The 21360-nt window shown below is 42.1% G+C and carries 18 protein-coding genes and 1 riboswitch; of the genes, 17 read left to right on the forward strand and 1 reads right to left on the reverse strand.

Annotated features, from left to right (window positions below):
* Positions 1–243: transposase zinc-binding domain-containing protein (locus BMW61_RS00005; RefSeq protein WP_175475050.1), on the reverse strand; the 243-nt coding region annotated here is incomplete at its 3' end.
* A 243-nt stretch (positions 244–486) separates the two neighbouring features.
* On the opposite strand from BMW61_RS00005, the gene BMW61_RS00010 reads away from it, so the two are divergent.
* From BMW61_RS00010 to cbiB, 17 genes are all read left to right on the forward strand, one after another.
* Positions 487–2226, forward strand: a complete 1740-nt coding sequence (locus BMW61_RS00010) for a methyl-accepting chemotaxis protein (protein WP_044958430.1) — start codon at positions 487–489, stop codon at positions 2224–2226.
* A 149-nt stretch (positions 2227–2375) separates the two neighbouring features.
* Positions 2376–2604: riboswitch (cobalamin riboswitch) on the forward strand.
* Between the two features lie 702 nt (positions 2605–3306).
* A complete protein-coding gene (locus BMW61_RS00015) occupies positions 3307–4452 on the forward strand; it encodes a sirohydrochlorin cobaltochelatase (RefSeq protein ID WP_242876581.1) in 1146 nt (381 codons plus the stop codon).
* Positions 4453–4458: 6 nt separating this feature from the next.
* On the forward strand, positions 4459–5982 hold the full coding sequence (locus BMW61_RS00020; protein WP_091819334.1) for an ABC transporter substrate-binding protein: 1524 nt from the start codon (positions 4459–4461) through the stop codon (positions 5980–5982).
* Positions 5983–5994: 12 nt separating this feature from the next.
* The gene (locus tag BMW61_RS00025; protein WP_091819335.1) at positions 5995–7512 is read left to right on the forward strand and encodes a cobyric acid synthase; all 1518 of its coding nucleotides are present in this window, start codon (positions 5995–5997) and stop codon (positions 7510–7512) included.
* Entirely contained in the window at positions 7512–8147 is a 636-nt protein-coding gene (locus BMW61_RS00030) for a precorrin-8X methylmutase (RefSeq protein WP_091819336.1), read from the forward strand. The genes BMW61_RS00025 and BMW61_RS00030 overlap by 1 nt, the downstream gene beginning before the upstream one ends.
* A gap of 199 nt (positions 8148–8346) precedes the next feature.
* Positions 8347–9480, forward strand: a complete 1134-nt coding sequence (gene cbiD / locus BMW61_RS00035; protein WP_091819337.1) for a cobalt-precorrin-5B (C(1))-methyltransferase CbiD — start codon at positions 8347–8349, stop codon at positions 9478–9480.
* Between the two features lie 174 nt (positions 9481–9654).
* Complete coding sequence (cobM, locus tag BMW61_RS00040; RefSeq protein ID WP_091819338.1) at positions 9655–10416, forward strand: precorrin-4 C(11)-methyltransferase; 762 nt, start codon at positions 9655–9657, stop codon at positions 10414–10416.
* Entirely contained in the window at positions 10409–11431 is a 1023-nt protein-coding gene (locus tag BMW61_RS00045; RefSeq protein ID WP_091819339.1) for a FecCD family ABC transporter permease, read from the forward strand. The genes cobM and BMW61_RS00045 overlap by 8 nt, the downstream gene beginning before the upstream one ends.
* Positions 11421–12446 carry an ATP-binding cassette domain-containing protein gene (locus tag BMW61_RS00050; RefSeq protein WP_091819340.1) on the forward strand — a complete coding sequence of 342 codons (1026 nt, stop codon included), beginning with the start codon at positions 11421–11423 and terminating at the stop codon, positions 12444–12446. Before BMW61_RS00045 ends, BMW61_RS00050 begins: the two co-directional genes overlap by 11 nt.
* Positions 12433–13494, forward strand: a complete 1062-nt coding sequence (locus BMW61_RS00055; RefSeq protein WP_091819341.1) for a cobalt-precorrin 5A hydrolase — start codon at positions 12433–12435, stop codon at positions 13492–13494. Before BMW61_RS00050 ends, BMW61_RS00055 begins: the two co-directional genes overlap by 14 nt.
* Complete coding sequence (gene cobJ, locus BMW61_RS00060; RefSeq protein ID WP_022759770.1) at positions 13491–14228, forward strand: precorrin-3B C(17)-methyltransferase; 738 nt, start codon at positions 13491–13493, stop codon at positions 14226–14228. Before BMW61_RS00055 ends, cobJ begins: the two co-directional genes overlap by 4 nt.
* Positions 14218–16308, forward strand: a complete 2091-nt coding sequence (cobK, locus tag BMW61_RS00065; RefSeq protein WP_091819342.1) for a precorrin-6A reductase — start codon at positions 14218–14220, stop codon at positions 16306–16308. Before cobJ ends, cobK begins: the two co-directional genes overlap by 11 nt.
* Complete coding sequence (locus BMW61_RS00070) at positions 16308–17696, forward strand: cobyrinate a,c-diamide synthase (protein ID WP_091819343.1); 1389 nt, start codon at positions 16308–16310, stop codon at positions 17694–17696. Before cobK ends, BMW61_RS00070 begins: the two co-directional genes overlap by 1 nt.
* 79 nt (positions 17697–17775) lie before the next feature.
* Entirely contained in the window at positions 17776–18876 is a 1101-nt protein-coding gene (locus tag BMW61_RS00075) for a nicotinate-nucleotide--dimethylbenzimidazole phosphoribosyltransferase (protein WP_091819344.1), read from the forward strand.
* Positions 18877–18878: 2 nt separating this feature from the next.
* Entirely contained in the window at positions 18879–19460 is a 582-nt protein-coding gene (locus BMW61_RS00080) for a bifunctional adenosylcobinamide kinase/adenosylcobinamide-phosphate guanylyltransferase (protein ID WP_091819345.1), read from the forward strand.
* Positions 19457–20239 (forward strand): adenosylcobinamide-GDP ribazoletransferase, encoded by a 783-nt coding sequence (locus tag BMW61_RS00085; protein WP_091819346.1) that lies wholly within the window; start codon positions 19457–19459, stop codon positions 20237–20239. Before BMW61_RS00080 ends, BMW61_RS00085 begins: the two co-directional genes overlap by 4 nt.
* Positions 20240–20246: 7 nt before the next feature.
* Positions 20247–21332, forward strand: coding sequence for an adenosylcobinamide-phosphate synthase CbiB (cbiB, locus tag BMW61_RS00090; RefSeq protein ID WP_242876562.1), 1086 nt, complete (start codon positions 20247–20249; stop codon positions 21330–21332).
* The last annotated feature ends 28 nt before the right edge of the window (positions 21333–21360 follow it).

Raw genomic sequence — 21360 nt, forward strand, 5'->3', positions numbered from 1 at the left:
AGCCTGAGCACGTTTCTGTGAATACATGGCACCACATGTAGGACAGAATCTTGAATGACAACGAAAGGGAATGAATTTGAGAGTACCACAATCAGGGCAGCCGTACATGGCGCCGCCATAGGCAGGATCTCCGCAATTGAGCATCTTATCGATGTTTTCAATTTCAGTTTTGCGGGGGTGAAGAGTATATTGAATTTCTTCGTAATGATCGCGGAACAGATTTTGTAGTATGTTTCGTTTCATAAAAATCATTATGAATGAGTTGAGGCAAAAAACAACCCCCACCCCTCATGATTGAGGGGCAGGGGAGTTGAGGTGCCGTAGGCACTTTTTTATTATAAAAAACTTCTTTTCAAATTCTTAAAACATTATTAAACCGCATAATATGGGCTTACATAATATTGTATAAATTTGTACGCTATTATAAGATTTAATAAGAGAATTTTCTTTCGGTTTTTCGTTTGTCTGGAGAGGGGGACTTTTTCTATGTCAAATGTAAATCAAGCACCCGTTACCCGTAAAAAGAAATTAATATATAAGCTTATCTATATTGCTGTTGGCTCATTTATAGGCATTGGTCTTATACTGAACCTTATCAGTGGTTTTGAGATAAATAAAGCTTATAAAAAACTTGCAGAAGAAGAATTAAAGGCAACTACTAAGCATCTTGCAAGTGAGATGAACAGTGTCTGGGATGGTGACTGGGCCTATGATAATGAAGTTTTGACAAAAGGCGGGACAGAGGTATTTGATGAATACCAGGATTTGATGGATGAACTTCATGGAATGACAGGTATAGACTATACCATTTTCTATGGTGATACACGTGTAATAACGACAATATTGAAATCCGGAACCAATGAACGTCTTGTAGGCACGAAGGCATCGGATGCTGTTATTAGTACTACATTAAAAGGTGGGAGTGATTACTATGCCGATAACCTCACAATAGAAGGCAAGAAATACATGGGCTATTACGTAGCCATGAAAAATACTGATGGTTCTATTATCGGTATGGTCTTTTCCGGAAGAGAAAGTGATGATATTACATCTGCTATAACAAATGTAATACTTCTTCTTTCTATCATTACTATTCTTATAGTATTAATTCTTGCAATTACAGGATTTGTTATTGCAAACAAAATATCTGCAAAGATGCAGGGGATTGCGGCAGAACTTGATAAACTCTCACAGGGACAAATTAATCTTGATATTGACAAGGAATCTATTGCCAGGAAGGATGAACTTGGTATTCTTGCAGATGGAGCTCAGACACTCAGTACTAAGCTCGGAGACGTCATCAGAACGACAGTAAAAATGTCTAATGAGCTGAAACGTGAAGGAAGCGAGCTTTCTACTTCAGCAGGACAGGCAACCGAAGCTTCAGGACTTGTAAGTACTGCGGTTGACGAGATTGCAAAGGGTGCTGTAAGCCAGGCAGACAGCATTGAAAATGCAGCAAACAATACACAGAATATCGGAAACGATATTGAGAATATTGCAAATAACGTTGAGCAGCTTGATGGCTATGCAACCGAGATGAAGGGTGCCTGCGACCAGGCGATGGAGGCTCTCGATAATCTGATCAGATCAAGCTCAGAGGTGCAGACATCAGTTAAGGAGATCGGTGAGACAATCGATTCTACGAATGAATCGGCTAAATCAATATCTACTTTCTCCGAAGCTATTACAAGTATTGCTTCACAGACCAACCTTCTTTCACTTAATGCTTCAATCGAGGCAGCAAGAGCAGGTGAGGCAGGAAAAGGCTTCGCGGTTGTTGCAACAGAGATCGGACAGCTTGCGGAGCAGTCCAGTAAGAGCGCTGATGAGATCAAGAAGATTGTTGATCAGCTCGTTGCGGATTCAGAAGCATCAGTTCTTGTAATGCAGAAGCTGAATGAGAATTTTGGACAGCAGTCAGAGCAGCTTGAAACAACAAAAGAAAACATGCAGACCATGGCATCCAACGTGGTTAATGTATCAACCAGCGCAGACAACATAGCAGAGCTTGCTAAGCAGCTTACTTCTGCAAAGGATCAGCTGATTGAGATAATTGCGGATCTGTCAGCTATATCAGAAGAAAATGCAGCATCAACACAGGAAACCAATGCTTCCATGCAGGAACTGAATGCTACATTTACGGTTATTAATGAATCAGCTGAACAGCTTCAGTCTCTTGCAGATGATCTTACAAAGACAATCAGCTACTTCAAGGAAAACTGATAGTCTGTGACAAGATGTAAGAGCTAGTAAATAAAAATAGCAGAATAGAGGGATTTATTATAAACGGGGGACCAGGTACAATTTTTGGAGGTCCCCCATTGTATTAGTGTTTGAGCAGATCATATAAGTGTGCTATTATATGTGAATGTAAATTGAATAAGACGGAAGGTGCTTGCGGGCGTTAGGCTGCGCAAGTGAAAAGGGAAGCGGGTGTGAATCCCGCACGATCTCGTCACCGTGTTTTGAGAGCTTTTTCTAATATGTCACTGGAGTGATCCGGGAAGGCAGAAAAAGCGCAGCAGCGAAAATCTTATCAGTTAATAGATAACAACTGTGGAATCAATCAGCCGGGAGACCTGCCTGTCGTCGTACAAGGATATGAACGATATTATTTCATATCAGGTCACGAGGAATTGACCGTACGAAGCCTGTAGGTAAATGCAATGCATTTGCTTATATTTTGTGCGCAAATTAGTCCTCGCTTCGGTGAGGACTTTTTAATTGTAAAGGAGAACAATTATGAAAAAAAGAACACTCGCAGTCATAATGGCTGCAATGATGGTCGCATCTGCTATGGCAGGCTGCGATTCCAAGGAAACAGAGGAAGCAGTAAACGAAGTTGCAAGTGCAGGTGAGGAAGCTGTAAATGAGGCAGCTGCAGAAGCTTCAGATGAAGTACAGGAAGCGGCTACAGAAGCTGCTGAAGAAGTGCAGGAAGCAGCAGAGGAAGCACTTGAAGAAGTAAAAGAGGAAGTAGGAGAGTCTTCTGACAGTGCTCTTGAAGATGGAACTTACAGCGCTAAGTTTACAACAGACGGTTCTATGTTCCATATTAATGAAGCACTTGATGATAGAGGGACACTCAAGGTAGAAAACGGTGAGATGACAATTCATATCACACTTCCTTCTCAGAACATTGTTAATCTGTTCCCCGGAACAGCTGAGGATGCACAAAAGGATGGAGCAGTTCTTCTTGAGCCCACAACAGACAGCGTTACCTACGAAGATGGAACAACAGAAGAGGTTTACGGTTTTGACGTACCCGTTCCTGCAATTGATGAGCCCTTCCAGCTTGCACTCATTGGAACAAAGGGTAAGTGGTATGACCATGAGGTAACAGTATCTGATGTTCAGAGTGAAGATGCAGAAGCAGGAGACGACAAAGTGGCGGCAGACAAAGTAGCAGAGCTTATTGATTCAATATATGTACAGACTTGGAGTGAGGAGACAGACTCTCTTTGCGAGGAAGCTAAGAAAGCGTGGGATGCCCTTACTGATGAGCAGAAGGAAATGGTAGAGGGTGAAGACGCTGATCCCGATTACTTCGGAAGAGATACAGGCGATGCTTCCAAGGACGATCCGCTCAATGGTGATGATATCGGCGAGAATGAGCTGTTAGTTGTCAGCTTCGGAACCTCCTTCAATGACAGCAGAGCTGAGGACATCGGTGGTATAGAAAAAGCACTGGCAAAGGCATATCCCGACTGGTCAGTAAGACGTGCCTTCACAGCACAGATCATCATCAACCACGTTAACGCAAGGGACGGCGAAAAGATTGATAACATGGAACAGGCTATGCAGAGAGCTGTAGACAACGGAGTTAAAAATCTCGTAGTACAGCCTACACATCTTATGCATGGCGCCGAGTATGATGAGCTCACCGAGGTGGTTGAATCCTATAAGGATAAATTCGAATCGGTTGCTATTGCTGAGCCTCTTCTTGGCGAAGTAGGAAAAGATGCAACCGAGATAAATGAAGATAAAGAAGCCGTAGCTAAGGCTATTACTTCAGAAGCTGTGAAGACAGCCGGCTTTGACAGCCTTGATGCAGCAAAAGAAGATGGTACAGCCTTTGTATTTATGGGACATGGCACATCACATACAGCTAAGGTTACTTATAGCCAGATGCAGACACAGATGGATAAACTTGGCTATGAGAATGTGTTCATTGGAACTGTTGAAGGTGAGCCTGAAGAGACTGCATTAACAGAAGTTATTAATAAGGTTAAGGAAAATGGTTACAAGAAGGTAATTCTTCGTCCTCTTATGGTTGTTGCAGGTGATCATGCAAATAATGACATGGCAGGTGATGACGAGGATTCATGGAAGAGCAGCTTCGAAGCAGACGGCTCTTTTGAGGGCATTGATTGTCAGATTGCAGGACTTGGTGGTATTGCAGATGTTCAGAGTATTTACGTCGAGCATACAGGAGCGGTGGTTAAATAATCTTTTATGAAAAAGCAGCGGGAATTTATTTCATTAGTTAAATATACAATGCTGTTCCTGCTGATCGCGGTAATTATGGCAGGATGCGGTAGTATTTCCGATGGGGAATATACCGCATCCGTTACTTTATCGGGAGGCAGCGGAAAGGCGCACATTGATAGTCCGTGTAGGATTACAGTTAACGGAGGAAAAGCGACCGCGGATATCACCTGGAGTAGTAGCAATTATGATTACATGATAGTGAATGGCAAGACTTATTATCCGGTTAATACTGAAGGGAATTCTGAGTTTATAATTCCAGTGGTTCTTGAAAAGGACATGCAGATTCAGGCGGATACCGTGGCAATGAGCAAGCCCCATCTTATTGATTATGTAATCAGATTCTCTATTACGAAGCAGAATGAGTCATTAGATGATGCTTCAGATGGGAAGAACGAAATCGAAGCATCAAACGGGAGCGTTGGTGGCAATAATATCAGTAAGGATCCTGAATTGAACGGACCGGATTACATATCTACTGATGAAAACAGCTATGCGAAGAATTTTGCAATTCACAGATACAGTGATGACTTCGCTGTAATAAGTGTCGATGATGGCAGAAACTATCTTATAGTTCCGGAGGATAAGGATTATTCTGAGGATGTAGGTGATGATGTAATTATCTTAAAAAAACCTATGGACAGAATATATCTTGCAGCTTCAGGAGTTATGTGCCAGTTTGACGCAGTTTCTTCTGTGCAGGACATTTACCTTTCAGGAATAGATAAGGATGACTGGTACATTGAATCCGCCAGAAAAGCCATGGATGAAGGAACTCTTATCTATGGTGGCAAATACAGCGCACCGGATTATGAACGAATGGTAGCTGATGACATCAATCTTGCTATTGAAAACACAATGATACTTCATGTTCCGAAGGCTCAGGAAAAGATAGAACAGCTTGGTATACCGGTTTTCATAGATAGGTCGAGCTATGAGAATGATCCTCTCGGACGGTGCGAGTGGGTGAAGGTTTACGGACTCATCGCGGGAAAAGAGAAGGAAGCATTGGATGCTTTTGAAGAGCAGAAAAAACTTGTAGAGGCCTTAAACGAATTTGAGAACACCGAAAAAACGGTGGTAATCTTTTCGGTTAATTCCAACCATCAGATTGTCACAAGGAAAAAGAATGACTATTTTTCAAAAATGGTAGAGATAGCCGGAGGAAAGTATCTATCGCCAAGCAGTGAGGATGACGAAAAGGCAAATTCCCAGGTAACAATAAGTACTGAAAGCTTTTATGCTTATGCTGAAAACGCTGACATTCTTATTTATAACACCTCCATAGAAGAGGTTCCGCAGTCACTGCAAAGCCTCATGGATACAGATCCAACCTTTGCAAGTTTCAAAGCTTTTAATGATGGAACTGTATTCTACACAGATAAATCCTTGTACCAATATGCCGACAAAACCGGCACTATAATCGACAACTTAAATAAAATTATAACGAATCAAGAAACCGACACGGAATTCTTCCATAAACTTAACTAAACGAGGGGTAGCATGGCCAAGAACCTAATGATCCAGGGCACGATGTCCGGAGCAGGAAAAAGCATACTTACAGCAGGAATCCTGAGAGTTTTATATCAGGATGGCTTTAGCGTTGCGCCTTTTAAATCGCAGAATATGGCCCTTAATTCCTTCGTTACGATTGACGGTAAGGAAATAGGAAGAGCCCAGGCTCTTCAGGCTGCAGCGTCTTGCAAGAGTCCTTCTGCGGATATGAATCCCATATTACTTAAACCCATGGGGGATACAACCTCTCAGATAATTGTGAACGGAGTTCCCTATGGAAACATGAAGGCGGCAGAGTATTTCCGAAAAAAAACACAGTTTATTCCTGATATAAAGGCGGCATACGAGAAACTATCCTCTGAAAATGACATAATAGTTATTGAAGGAGCGGGAAGTCCTGTTGAGATAAATCTAAGAGAAAACGACATTGTTAATATGGGACTTGCCCAGATTCTTGATGCCCCGGTTTTGCTTGCAGGAAATATTGATCCCGGTGGCGTTTTTGCCCAGCTCCTTGGAACAGTGCAGCTTATGCCACCCGAGGAACAGAGCAGAATTAAAGGGCTGATAATAAACAAATTCAGAGGTGATGTTTCACTATTGGAGCCGGGGCTAACCATGTTTTCTAAATACTGCGACATTCCGTTTGCAGGAATAGTTCCGTTTGTCCCGCTTGATCTAGATGAGGAAGACAGCGTCTCGGTGAGACTTAAAATCTCGAAAAGAAAGAGTGATGACGAGAGCAGGATATGTATCTGCGTGATAAGGCTTCCTTTTATAAGTAATTACACAGATTTCTCAGTGTTTGAAGGCCTGCCGGAAGTAAGTCTTATATATGCAAATTCTCCGGAGGATATTGATGACTGTGACCTTGTGATCATACCCGGAACGAAAAATACATTGGCTGATCTTAGATGGTTAAAAGAGTCTGGCCTTGCAAATAAGATTATTGAAAAGCACAACGATGGCGCTCCGATAATCGGAATTTGCGGTGGATTTCAGATGCTTGGAAAATGCGTCAGGGACATCTCAGGTGAAGAAGGAGGAGGCGATGAGGAAGGACTTGGACTTCTTCCGATTTTCACTGAATTCAAAAAAGACAAAACTTTAAGGCAGACTAAATCTAAAATAGGAAAACTAAGCGGAATATTTGAAAGACTTTCAGAAACAGATATTTCCGGATATGAGATTCATATGGGTGAGAGCTTTATGGATGCTTCTGCCTCGAATTACGCAGATGAAAACAGCCCTGTAATAGATGAGAATATTCCGGTAATTACAGGAAAAAATGCGCTTGGAACCTACATCCACGGAGTTTTTGATACACCTGAATTTACTGGAAAAATTCTTGAGATTCTATATGAGAAAAAAGGAATTGCCGCTAGGGTTCCAAATATTGAACCCGCTGATGTCAGACAGAACAGGGAACTAAACAGGCTTGCCGATGTTTTGAGAGAAAGCCTTGACTGGAAGCTTATATATAATGCAATCGGGATAAACAGATAATGAATATAAAACATATACTTCCTTCCGACATTGAGAAGGAGAGTTTCAGAATAATAAAAAGTGAACTTGAAGAAGCGGGAAGAACTCTTCCGGAGGAGTTAGAACCTACGATAATTAGGGTGATTCATACTACCGCAGATTTTGAGTATGCCAATACCCTAATGTTTTCTGATAATGTTATTGAAAAGGCAAAGGACGCCATAAGGAGAGGTGCGCATATTGTCACTGATACAAACATGGCGCTGTCCGGAATAAGCAAGAAGACTCTTGCAAAATATGGCGGTGAAGTTCACTGCTTTATGGCTGACGAAGAGGTGGCTATTGAAGCAAAACAAAGACAGGTTACCAGAGCCTATGTAAGTATGGAAAAGGCAGCGAAGATAGACGCGCCTTTGATATTTGCGATTGGCAACGCTCCAACGGCCCTTGTTAAGCTGTGGGAGCTAATGAATGATGAAACAGCAAATTTCAGACCGGAACTGATAATAGGCGTTCCGGTAGGCTTTGTTAATGTTGTTGAAGCCAAGGAACTTATTATAAACTCTAATGTTCCATTTATTGTTAACAGAGGAAGGAAGGGAGGCAGTGGCGTCGCCGCCGCAATCTGCAACTCCATTTTATATAACATAAATTAAAGCCTTTCCCTCATCCGGCGCTACGCGCCACCTTCCCCCAGAGGGGGAAGGCAAAGAATAGTTACAGCCTTTCCCTTGGGGGCGCTCGACGTCCGGGGGACGTCGGTTCAGCGCGGACCGAAGCGGAGCGTAGACAAGGTGGCACGAAGTGCCGGATGAGGGGTAGACAAGGTGGCACGAAGTGCCGGATGAGGGGAATATGCCTGACCTATACATAGAAAAAGCCGGAAAAAATTTAAGATGCGGATTCACCACCGGAAGCTGCGCTGCCGCGGCCTCTAAGGCAGCCCTCATTATGCTTCTCACAAACAAAGAAATAAATAATGTAAGTATAAGGACACCCAAGGGCCCGATCTATACCGCAGAAATACTTGATATAAAAAGATCTGAAAAAAGCGTATCCTGCGCCGTTGTAAAGGATGGCGGAGATGACCCTGATGTTACAACGGGAGCGCTTATTTATTCAAAAGTGTCTCTTACAGGCGAAGCAGGAATAACTATCGACGGCGGCGAAGGAGTAGGAAGAGTTACAAAACCGGGGCTTGATCAAAAAATCGGCGAGGCTGCAATAAATTCCGTACCAAGGAAAATGATTAGAGAAAATCTGGAAAGTACCCTGGAAGAATACGGACTTAAAGATACAGGACTATCTGTAATAATAAGGGTTCCTAAAGGTGCTGAGCTCGCTCAGAAAACCTTCAATCCTAAGCTGGGAATAACCGGCGGAATATCAATTCTTGGCACCACGGGAATAGTGGAGCCTATGAGTGATGATGCAATTATAGAAACCATCAAGGTTGAAACAAGGGTAAGAAAAGCAGAAGGATATCCTATATTGCTTGCAGCTCCGGGAAATTACGGACTTTCGTTTCTTGAAGAAAAGTACGGAATTGATAAGTCTCTTCCCGTAATGAGTTCCAACTTTGTTTATGATACAGTTCGCATTGCTCTTGATGAAGGCTTTGAAAAGCTTATATTTGCAGGCCATATCGGTAAACTTGTAAAGGTCGCAGGAGGAATTAAAAATACTCATTCAAAGTACGGCGACCACAGGATGGAGATACTTGCTGATATTTCAAGGAAATACATGAACCTCGATAAAGAACTTTCAGAGTGTGTCATGACCGATGAAGCAGTAAGGATCATTACTCAGGCCGGTATAGCAGACAAAGTATTTCCCGAGATGGCTGGAAGAATAAAAGAGAACATGGAAGCCTGGGCTGATAACAGAATCCAGGTTGAGGTGATCGTCTTTTCAAACGAAAACACGGAGCTTGTCCAAACAGATAATTTTAAAGATTTAATATATGCCTTCCCCTTTGGGAATATATAATGCCTTCCCTCTGGGGGCGCTCGACGTCCGGGGTTGCTACTCGTCCGGGGGACGAGTGCTTAGCAACGACCGGAGTGGAACGTAGACCGTCGGTTCAGCGCGGACCGAAGCGGAGCGAAGACAGGTGGCACGAAGTGCCGGATGAGGGGATTCATACAACAGCTTGGAGGTAACATGGTTCATTTTGTAGGCGCAGGCCCGGGAGCACCGGATCTTATAACCCTTCGGGGTAAAAAACTTATAGAGGAAGCCGACGTAATTATTTATGCCGGATCACTTGTGAACCCGCAGCTTTTAAACTATACGAAGGAAGGCTGCGAGATACATGACAGCAGCAAATTGAATCTTGAAGAAGTTATAGAACTTTTCAAAAATGCTGAAAAAAATCACAAAGATGTCATCAGGCTACACACCGGTGATCCATCTCTTTACGGCGCAATCAGAGAACAGATGGATGAACTTGAAAAGCTTCATATTGATTATGATGTTACTCCGGGTGTCAGCTCTTTTTGCGGTGCTGCAGCAGCCCTTAATATGGAATATACACTTCCCGGAATTACCCAGAGTGTGATCATAACGAGGATGGATGGCAGGACACCGGTACCTGAGAAGGAATCTATTGAGGAACTCTCAAAGCACGGTGCAACAATGGTATTTTTCCTATCCTCAGGTGATGCAGGAAGACTGCAGGAAAGACTTATAAAAAGCGGAGTTTCAAACGACACTCCCTGCGGCGTCGTCTATAAGGCAACCTGGGAGGATGAAGATAAATTCACATGTTCGCTTAAGGAACTGCCGGATAAGATGAACGAACATGGAATAAGAAAGACAGCACTTATTATTGTAGGAAAATCAGTTGCGCAGTCGGGCTACGAAAAGTCCAGATTATATGCTGCGGATTTTTCGACAGAGTATCGAAAGGGCATAGATGCATAAAAGGACAAGCAGCCGTATTGCTGCAGTATTTGTGATTTTATTTATTCTTGTACTTGCAGCTTTTCTGGTAAATCTTTGTGTAGGAAATGTTCACGTAGACTTACGAACTATCGCACAAATTATTTTTACCGGAAGCGGTGATGAAAAAAGCAAAAACATAATAATGGATATCAGACTTCCAAGAGCACTTATGACGATGATTCTGGGAGGCGGTCTGGCAGTTTCTGGGTTCCTTTTGCAGACGTATTTTTCAAATCCGATTGCGGGTCCTTATATTCTCGGAATCTCCTCAGGCGCCAAGATGACGGTTGCACTGTTTCTTATTTTTATAGTAGGAAACACAGGAAAGACATCCTCACTGCTTCTTGTAATTGCGGCATTTGCCGGGGCTCTCATAGCTACCGGTTTTATTATTCTGATATCGAGAAATGTAAAGAACATGGCATCGCTACTTGCTGCCGGCATAATGATCGGATATATCTGCAGCGCGATTACAGATTTTCTCATTGCCTTTGCGGATGATTCGGATATCGTAAATCTTCACAGCTGGTCGCAGGGAAGCTTTTCCGGAGCAAACATGAACGGTGCAATATACTGCCTTGTAATAGTTGGTATATCCATGTTTTTTGTAATGCTGCTTTCGAAAAGTCTTGATGCCTTCAGGCTTGGCGAGAATTATGCAAGAAGTGTGGGAGTCAATGTAAGACTTTGCAGGGTGGTGATAATCCTCTTATCAAGCATATTGTCGGCATGCGTTACAGCTTTTGCGGGGCCCGTTTCGTTTATCGGAATCGCTGTTCCGTTTTTGATGAGAGAGTCCTTGAAGTCGTCAAAACCAATAGTTCTGATACCTGCATCGTTCTTGTCGGGATCGATCTTTTGCCTATTAAGTGACTTATTGGCAAGAAGAATATTCGCGCCAACAGAGCTCAACATTTCTGCGGTTACTTCACTTTTCGGAGCGCCAATAGTTATTTTTATGATAATCAGGAGACATAGAAATCATGAAAATTGAAAACCTGAAAGCGGGATATCATAAAAATATAATAGTGAAAGACCTTAATACCGGGTTTGAAAAAGGAGAGATCATTTCGCTGATAGGTCCTAACGGAGGCGGAAAGTCAACTCTGTTAAAGAGTATATCGGGCCAGATAAAGCTCCTCGGTGGAAGTGTTTTTATTGGTGAGGATGCAATTGACAGGATTCCATTAAAAGAACTTTCGAGGAAAATGTCTATTGTAACCACAGATAGAATAAAGCCGGAACATATGACCTGCAGAGATGTGGTTTTATCCGGAAGGCTTCCCTACAGCGACAGTTTCGGTCTATATAGTGATACGGATTATTCGGCTGCTGATAAATCAATGACGTTAATGAAAATTGATGGCCTTAAAGAAAAGTATTACAACGCATTAAGCGACGGTCAGAAACAAAGGGCACTTATAGCAAGAGCAATATGTCAGGAGCCGGAGTATCTCATCATGGATGAACCGACTTCTTATCTTGATATAAAGCATAAGATGGAGCTGATGAATGTACTTGAAGGACTTTCGGAGCAAGGAACAACAATAATAATGTCACTCCATGAACCGCAGCTTGCACTGCAGATATCAGACAGAATCCTTATGGTTAAAAGCGATGGGGGTGTGGAGTGTTCCACACCGACAGAGGTGCTTGAAAGCGGGTCACTAAAGGAACTTTACGGACTTACGGATGAGATGTATAAGTCAGTAAAAATGCAGCTCGAATGTACACTGTCGGGCAATGAGGCTGAAGATAATACTGTACGTCATTCGAGTTATTTCATAAACAAAGAGTGCGAGTATTATCCATGTCATGATCTTGATGAAAAGGATTTCAACTGTATGTTTTGCTATTGCCCTTTATATGACATGGAGGATTGCGGCGGAGAATTCACCTATACCGATAAGGGCGCTAAGAACTGTAAAAATTGTACGTTTCCTCATAAGAGAGAAAACTACGGCGCTGTAATAAAAAAACTCAAGGAAAAAATGTATGGAAAGCATTGAGGTTTCTGAATATAAATTCATATGTTTTACCGATGCCGGAAAAAGACTCATGCAGGAAATTGCAGAAAAGCTATCGAGCGCTGATGCAAAAGAAGGGCGGATTAACAAGGAATCAAGCCTTGGCGAATGGACAAAAAGTTTTTTTCGGAAAGGAAATATCCTTGTATATATCGGGGCAGTCGGCATTGCTGTGAGGGCTATTGCGCCATTCGTAGATGATAAGACTAAGGATCCTGGAGTCATCGTGATTGATGAACAGGGCAAGTACGTAATTCCGATATTATCAGGACATATCGGAGGGGCAGTTGATGCGTCAAGAAAGCTTGCGGAGCTTATCGGAGCGAAGGCGGTTATAACCACAGCCTCTGACCTTAGGGGAGAGTTTTCCGTGGACGTCTTTGCTACTAAGAACGGCATGGCCATAAGTGATATAAAGATGGCAAAGGGGTTTACGGCAGATTTTCTTAGATTAGGAAAAGCTTTTTACAGCATTGATGAAAGGTTCGAAGATGAAATACATGTGAACGGAATTCCTGAGAATATCAAATTTACAAGGGAAACTGAAAGTCCACAGTTTTTCATATCTCCTCAAAAAGCAGCAGAAAATTCCGGTGATAATAAAGAACCACTCATATTGATTCCCAAATGCATCGCTGCGGGGATTGGATGCAGGAAAGGAAAATCTTCCGATGAACTTAGCGCGTTTTTAATGAGCATGCTTGAAACGGAAAACATAGATATCAGAGCTATAAAAGCGATATGTTCAATAGATATAAAGAAGGATGAACCGGGTCTGGTGGAACTATCGGAAAATCTTGCAATACCTTTCATAACGTATTCTTCGACTGAATTGATGGAACAGCAGGGAGATTTTTCATCATCTGAGTTTGCGCTTGAAGTGACAGGTGCGGATAATGTCTGCGAGCGCGCGGTTATGGCCTACGGCTGTAAGAGGCTGATTCTTAAAAAGACAGCCAGAGACGGTATGACGCTTGCCCTCGGCATAATGGATACATTTTTGGATTATATGGGAGAATTACCTGAATGACTAAGGAATTAAAGATTGTCGGGATTGGCCCCGGCAGTTATGAAGATATGACGATAAGGGCTACGCGGGCTTTGGCGGAGTGCGACTGCATAATCGGATATACGGTATATTGCGATCTCGTGCGGCCTCATTTCCCTGACAAAGAATACATAAGCACGCCAATGATGACTGAGGAAAAGCGCGTACGTATGGCTCTTGAAAAAGCGGATGAGGGTTGTAAGGCTACACTTATATGCAGCGGAGATGCGGGCGTCTACGGTATGGCAGGACTTGCTGTCTCCATGTCCTTAGAGTTTAGTGATGTATCACTTGAGGTTATTCCCGGAGTAACGGCAGCTCTTAGCGGTGCTGCGCTCCTTGGAGCACCGCTTATTCATGACTTTTGTCTTATCAGCTTAAGTGACAGGCTAACACCTATGGAACTTATAGAAAAAAGGCTAAGATCTGCTGCTCAGGCCGATATGGTAATTGTTTTATACAATCCGGAGAGTAAGAGCCGGAGCGGATATTTATCTCATGCCTGCGATATTTTGCTTGAGACTGTGGAGCCTGACAGGATTTGCGGCATAGTGAAAAACATTGGCCGGGATGGTGAAATGAAAAAAGTAATGACGATATCAGAACTTAAATCTGCAGATGCGGATATGTTTTCAACAGTTTTTATAGGTAACTCAACGACGAAGAAGATAGAAGATTTGATGGTAACTTCAAGAGGATATAAGAGTGAAGGATAAGATACTTTTATTTGGCGGAACTACAGAAGGAAGAGAACTGTCGAATTATTTGCGAAGCGAGGATATCCCTCATGCCGTCAGCGTTGCAACGCAGTATGGAGAAGAGATACTGCGTGAAAACGGTGAGGACAGTCTTCTTGTGGGAAGGAAAAATGCAGAGGATATTGAGAAGCTCATTGCAAAAGATTCCTATAATATTGTTGTGGATGCGACACATCCCTTTGCTACGATTGCTTCAGGAGAGATTAAAAAAGCCTGCGAAAATGCAGGGGTTACATATTTGAGACTTTCGAGAAATACCGGAACAAATGCATCCGGATCGGCAAATATTTTATATGTGGATTCTCTTGATAAAGCACTTGAAGTACTGCGAGAGGAAAAAGGTAATATACTTCTTTTGACCGGTAGTAAGGAATTAAATAAGATCTGCGAAAGTATAGACGATACTGCACGAATATATGCGAGAGTCCTTCCAAATGAGGATAGTATCTCCAAGTGCACGGCAGCCGGACTTTCGGGCAAACAGATAATTGCGATGCAGGGACCTTTTTCAAAAACTATGAACAAAGCTCTTTTTGAAGAAGTGCATGCCTCGGTAATACTTACGAAGGAAAGCGGGAAGACTGGCGGCCTTGATGAAAAGCTTGAAGCTGCAGCGGAATGCAATATAAAGGCTGTTGTAATAAAGAATCCTGAAAGTAAGTATGAAGCGGGAGATTGCTACGACCTTGAGGGAATCATCAGTGAAATAAGCCGGATTATAGGAATTGAAAATCCTAATTTAAAAGCTCAGTATGCTTTGACTGAAAGTAGTTCGTTAAATAAAAAGACAATAGTTCTTGCCGGAGTGGGACCCGGTGATGCAAGGTATTTTACTCTTGAATTAAAAGATGCACTAGAAAATGCAGACATCATTTTTGGTGCAAAGACAGTAATTTCAAGGCTTGAGAAAAATGATTGCCCTAAAGTCCCTGTTTACAGAGGGGAGGAAATACACGAATATCTGAAGGCTCATCCTGAATTCAAATGTCCGGTCGTGGCTTATTCAGGTGACATAAGTCTTTGCAGCGGAGCTTCTTCATCGACTGAATTTTTTGCTGAACATGGCTACGATCTTCATCGCATAGTGGGAATATCCTCTGTAACTCTTTTTGCTAAGAAGCTTGGACTGCACCTTGAGAATGTCAGAATAGTCAGCGCTCATGGCCGCGAGTGCAATGTCCTTGGAACAATTCGAGGGGAAGAGGAACTTATTATTTTGCCTTCCGGAGTAGAACATGCAGCTGAAATATGCAGAGAAATCCTTAATGAGGCTTTTCTTTGGGGAGATAATAGCCGGAACAGATATGTCATAAAGATAGGCTATGAGCTTGGAACAGAGAACGAAAAAATTATTGAGATTTTTGATGAGACTGATTTAAACTCTCTAACCGGCCTGGAAAAGGGTAAATGCCTTCTTTATATTTTTGATAAAAATGCAGATAATTCTTCGGTCATAAAAGGACTTTCCGATGATGAGATTATTCGGGGGAAAGTACCGATGACGAAGGAGGAGATAAGAGCTCTTTCGATGAGAAAGCTGGCACTTACAAAAAAAGCAATCCTTTATGATGTCGGGGCGGGGACAGGTTCGATATCGCTTGAAGCAGCTTTGACAGCACCGGGGATAAAAGTTTATTCCATAGAGAAAAAGGATGAGGCGGTTTCTCTTTTAAAAGAAAATAAAGAGAAATTTGCGCTTTCAAATATGGAAATAGTAAAGGGTGAAGCGCCTTTGGCATTAACAGAACTTCCTGCTCCGACGCATGCATTTATAGGCGGAAGCAGCGGCAACATGAGAGAGATTCTGGATGCTGTTTTTGAGAAAAATGAGTATGCCAGAATTGTAATAAACTGTGTAACTTTGGAAACCTTTTCGGAAGTAATTCAAATACTTGAGGAGTTAAAGGGGCGTGTCCGGGATATAAGTGCGGACATTATTCAGGTACAAGTTACAAGGTTTAAGAAGGCAGGGAACTATCATCTGTCTGATGCAATTAATCCTGTGTATATTATTACGCTCCAAAAGGAGAGAAGCTGATGAGCTATGACTTAGATCTTCCAAGAATTCTTATAAGTGCGCCTAAAAGCGGAAGCGGTAAGACTCTGATTACCTGCGCGATTTTAAGGCTGCTTGAAAGAAAAGGTTATAAACCCGCATCCTTTAAATGCGGTCCGGACTATATCGATCCCATGTTTCATAAAACCGTGCTTGGTATTCCTTCCAGAAACATAGATCTTTTTCTCATGGAGGAAGAAGGGATAATCAGAGCACTTCGCAAAGGTTCGGAAGGACATGACATCGGTATTATCGAAGGGGTAATGGGCTATTTTGATGGAATGAGTGCAACCTCGGCGAAGGGATCATCTTACGACATCAGCAGAATTACCGGTACTCCTGCGATTCTGGTGGTTGACTGCAAGGGCATGAGCAGATCGATTCTTCCGATGGTTAAGGGATTTTGTGATTATTGTTTAAATGATGTAGCCGGAGATAGCAATATTGGAATTAGCTCAAATAATATAAAAGGCTTATTTCTTAACAATATTTCTGATCATTTATGCGATGAGATTTCCGAGTTGATTCTGCGGGAAACCGGTGTACCTGTTATAGGACACCTTCCTGATCTGAAGGATATAGAAATAGGAAGCAGATATCTTGGACTTGTGATGCCTTCAGAGATTCCTGGGATACTCTCTCAGATATACCGTGTCTGTGATGCGCTTGAAGAGCGGTTTGACTTTGATTCTTTTATAAAAATATCGCGGGAAGCTGAAGATTTGAAAATTAGTGCTGAGGAGAATTACGGGACTAAACCATATACACCTATCAGAGTCGGCGTCGCAATGGATGAAGCCTTTTGTTTTTACTATGAAGACAACTTTGATCTCCTCCGAGAGATGGGGGCTGAGATTGTGTCCTTTTCACCTATTCATGATAAGGAACTCCCTAAGGTTTCAAGATTGATCCTCGGAGGAGGCTATCCTGAATTGTATGCAAAAGAACTCTCAGAAAACAGATCCATGAAAGAGAGTATAAAAAAAGCTGCAATTTCCGGAATGCCTATACTTGCTGAATGCGGCGGGTTTTTGTACCTGAAAAGCAGTCTAAGAGACCTTGATGGTAACAATTTTGAAATGGCAGATGTCCTTCCCGGAGAAGCATACATGACAGGTAAGCTAACGCATTTTGGATATGTGAACGTATCTGCTGTAAGCGCCAATCCCTATCTTGAAGTGGGAAGTACAGTTCGCGGTCATGAATATCATTATTATGATACGACTGATAACGGAGATATCTGCGACATCGTAAAGCCTTCCGGAACCCGTTCATGGAAAGGCTACCAGACAATGAACAACGTTTTTGCAGGATTCGCGCACCTTTACTATCCTTCCTGCAAAGACTTTATAAGGAAATTCCTATATTAAAAACTATCCCCTTGGAGGACATATAGCCTTCCCCCACTGGGGGAAGGTGTCTGCGCAGCAGACGGATGAGGGGATCTTAATGAGAATGCAAAAAGATATTATAAATATAAAAATAAATAAGCCATCCGCAGCCATCTACAACTCCGTTAAGTCCTCCTGGGACCATATCTCAAAACCTCTTGATGGCCTTGGTGATTTCGAAGAACTTATATGCCGCATTGCTGCGATACAGGAGAAGGAAACACCTGTGATATCAAAGCGTGCTGCGGTTATTTACTGCGCAGATAACGGCATAGTTGAGGAAGGAATATCTCAGAGTTCAAAGGATATAACATTATCTGTAGCAAAGGCGCTTGGAAGCGGAATTAGTTCTGCATGTACACTTGCGGGACACGCGGGTGTAGATATCATCCCTGTGGATGTCGGAATTGACTGCGAAGAAAAGATACCCGGTGTCCGAGACATGAAGGTTTCAAAAGGTACTCGTAACTTTTTAAAAGAACCGGCGATGACTTTGGAGGAGACCTTAAGGGCGATAGACTGCGGGATCAACCTTGTGAAGGAACTTTCGGAGAAGGGATATGGTATTATTTCTACCGGAGAAATGGGAATCGGAAATACTACAACTTCAGCTGCAGTTTTGGCATGTCTACTACAGATTGATAGTGATACAGTTACCGGCAGAGGAGCAGGGCTTGATGATGACGGGCTCTCCAGAAAAAGGCAGGTAATAAAGACTGCTATAAATAAATATCCAGATAGGAACAATTTTGGAGAATTGGAAAGAGATGATGATACAGGCAAGCATAGTGTTTTAGAAATATTAAGAACCCTTGGCGGACTTGATATAGCGGCTTTGACAGGAACTTTTATCGGAGGCGCTATCTACCATATACCTATTGTTATTGATGGACTAATCAGTGCGACCGCAGCACTTATTGCTGAGAGACTGATTCCCGGTGTGAAAGATTACATGATTGCATCACATGCCGGAAGAGAATCAGGATGCTTACTGGCTCTTCAAGAACTTGGACTAAGGCCCTACATCGAAGGAAATATGGCCCTTGGTGAAGGCACCGGTGCACTTATGCTGTTTCCGCTTATCGATATGGTTTTTGATTTTTATAAAAAAGCTGCCAAGTTTAGCGATTATGAGATAGACGAATATAAAAGGTTTTGAATATGATTGTATTTGTTTTAGGAATTCCCGACAGCGGCAAATCATCTAAAGCAGAAGAGATTGCTGTCAGACTGGCCGGTGATGGGCGAAAAATTTATATAGCGACCATGATTCCATTCGGAGAAGAAGGGAAAAAGCGTGTTGAAAAGCACAGAAAACTCCGTGCAGGAAAGGGCTTTGAAACCATTGAATGCCCGGTGAAAATTCAAAGCCTGATAGAGGATTTTTCTGTGTATTCTGATAACAGCACCAAAACTGAAAACATGAGTGGCATCCATCCTCAATCGCAGGACACCTGCCTGCTTGAATGCATGTCAAACCTTGTTGGAAATGAGATGCACTCAGATGATAATAGTAAGCTTTCAGATGATGAGTTTGTAAAATACATAACGCAGTCCGTAAAAGCTTTTGGAAAAAGTGTAAAGAATCTGGTCATCGTATCCAACAGTTTTTCTCTTGAAGGCGAAGGCTATGATGAAGATACAAAGAGGTATACGCGCCTAATAGATTTGGTTAACAATGACCTGAAAAAATATGCGGATGAAGTCTACGAATTTCTAGACGAAAGGTGGACACATAATTGAGCATTTTTAAAAGTATAATAATTGCATTTTCAATGTATTCCAGAATCCCTATGCCTATGTTTACCTGGAATGAAAAGGACATGGAGCATGTGATAACATTTCTGCCGCTTGTCGGAGCGGTGATTGGTGGAATATGCTACGCAGTGGCAAGACTTAGCATATTATTTGAATTGCCATGTATGGTCATAACTCTTATTTTGACTTTGATCCCAATTCTTGTTACCGGCGGATTTCATCTGGATGGATTCATGGATGTCCAGGATGTGATAAAGTCATATCAGTCGAAGGAAAAGAAACTTGAGATAATGAAGGACCCTCATATCGGAGCCTTCGCTGTTATCAGTCTTGTAGGACTTGGACTCATCTGGATATGTTCACTTTATTATGTTGTTTACAGAGCTCTGCAGACGGGTTGCTACAAAACGGTATATATCTATGCAATTGTTTTTGCTTTTGTACGTGGGATTTGCGGCATTACCTGCGTCAAAATTCAAAATGCAAAAAAGGACAGCATGCTGAATATGGAATCAGGGAGAGCAGGAAATGGAGATTTCATCTTCCTTATATTTGAGAGTTTGGCAGCAATTCTTTTGATGGGGTTCATAAAGACAATAGCAGCACCGATTTGTACTGCAGTAATTTTACTCTATACTTTTTATTACAAAAGAGTTTGCGACAAAACTTTCGGAGGAATAACCGGAGATACTTCCGGATATTTTGTAGTAACAGGGGAGTGTCTGCTTACAGTAGCACTGGCAATTTTTTCGATTTGGAGCTGATTGATTAATGAATTTTTCATTGGATATAAAAAGCATAATACTTGCGCATATCATCGCTTTTATTCTAGGCGCAGTTCTTGACAGGATAATCGGTGATCCCATGAACTTTCCGCATCCCATCAGACTAATCGGAAGATTTATCGGTTTTCTGGATCATAAACTTAATCCTGCGCAGAGAAATCACGAAAATAATGGCTTAGAAAGTAAAGCTCACCTTAGAGATGCTGAGAAGAGAAAATATAGTGCTGAATTTAGTGGAGGAATCCTTCTTGTTATATGCGTTACATTTGCTACAGTTTTAATCACAGGAACCATAATGTTTGCGTCTTATTTTATCAGCATATATCTTGGCTTGATAGTAGAAGCCATACTCACCTGTTATATTCTTGCGGCAAAAAGTCTTAAGGTCGAAAGCCTTAAGGTGTCTGAAGCATTGCAAGACGGAACTATAGAGGATGCACGATACGCAGTTTCAATGATTGTAGGAAGAGATACCAAGAATCTTGATGAACCCGGAGTTATCAGAGCTGCCGTTGAGACTGTTGCAGAGAACGCTTCGGATGGGGTCATCGCTCCGCTTATCTATACCTTTATTGGCGGACCTGTCCTTGGTTTTTTCTATAAAGCTGTTAACACAATGGACTCAATGGTAGGTTATCATAACGACAAATATGAGTACTTTGGAAAAGCTGCAGCCAAAACAGATGATGTTTTGAATTTCATTCCTGCAAGAATTTGCGCTGTTCTAATGATAGCTTCAACATTTATTGCTTCGGTTTTCATCGAGCCCGGCATATATTCAGGAAAGCGGGCATTTAGAATTTTCAGAAGAGACAGGTACAATCACAAGAGCCCCAATTCAGCTCAGGCAGAAAGTGTCTGCGCCGGTGCACTGGGAGTACAGCTCGCCGGTGACGCCTATTATTTTGGAAAGCTAGTAAAAAAGCCTTTCATTGGTGATCCCATTCGTGAAATTGAACGAAGGGATATCAGACGCGCATGTAAACTGATGTATATTACTGAAGTTTTGTGTGCAGTCATGCTGATTTTATTTATGGCCGTTATTATTATTTTAAAAGTATATTCAAAATAATATACGTAAGTTGAAAAATGAAACAGGA

This window comes from Butyrivibrio sp. ob235 (genome assembly GCF_900109475.1).
Taxonomy (GTDB): Bacteria; Bacillota; Clostridia; order Lachnospirales; family Lachnospiraceae; genus Butyrivibrio.

Excerpts from the sequence above, each read along its gene's own strand:
- BMW61_RS00010 (WP_044958430.1), top strand. The coding sequence starts at position 487 with ATGTCAAATGTAAATCAAGCACCCGTTACCCGTAAAAAGAAATTAATA.
- BMW61_RS00020 (WP_091819334.1), top strand. The coding sequence starts at position 4,459 with ATGAAAAAGCAGCGGGAATTTATTTCATTAGTTAAATATACAATGCTG.
- BMW61_RS00025 (WP_091819335.1), top strand. The coding sequence starts at position 5,995 with ATGGCCAAGAACCTAATGATCCAGGGCACGATGTCCGGAGCAGGAAAA.
- BMW61_RS00030 (WP_091819336.1), top strand. The coding sequence starts at position 7,512 with ATGAATATAAAACATATACTTCCTTCCGACATTGAGAAGGAGAGTTTC.
- cbiD (WP_091819337.1), top strand. The coding sequence starts at position 8,347 with ATGCCTGACCTATACATAGAAAAAGCCGGAAAAAATTTAAGATGCGGA.
- cobM (WP_091819338.1), top strand. The coding sequence starts at position 9,655 with ATGGTTCATTTTGTAGGCGCAGGCCCGGGAGCACCGGATCTTATAACC.
- BMW61_RS00045 (WP_091819339.1), top strand. The coding sequence starts at position 10,409 with ATGCATAAAAGGACAAGCAGCCGTATTGCTGCAGTATTTGTGATTTTA.
- BMW61_RS00050 (WP_091819340.1), top strand. The coding sequence starts at position 11,421 with ATGAAAATTGAAAACCTGAAAGCGGGATATCATAAAAATATAATAGTG.
- BMW61_RS00055 (WP_091819341.1), top strand. The coding sequence starts at position 12,433 with ATGGAAAGCATTGAGGTTTCTGAATATAAATTCATATGTTTTACCGAT.
- cobJ (WP_022759770.1), top strand. The coding sequence starts at position 13,491 with ATGACTAAGGAATTAAAGATTGTCGGGATTGGCCCCGGCAGTTATGAA.
- BMW61_RS00070 (WP_091819343.1), top strand. The coding sequence starts at position 16,308 with ATGAGCTATGACTTAGATCTTCCAAGAATTCTTATAAGTGCGCCTAAA.
- BMW61_RS00075 (WP_091819344.1), top strand. The coding sequence starts at position 17,776 with ATGAGAATGCAAAAAGATATTATAAATATAAAAATAAATAAGCCATCC.
- BMW61_RS00080 (WP_091819345.1), top strand. The coding sequence starts at position 18,879 with ATGATTGTATTTGTTTTAGGAATTCCCGACAGCGGCAAATCATCTAAA.
- cbiB (WP_242876562.1), top strand. The coding sequence starts at position 20,247 with ATGAATTTTTCATTGGATATAAAAAGCATAATACTTGCGCATATCATC.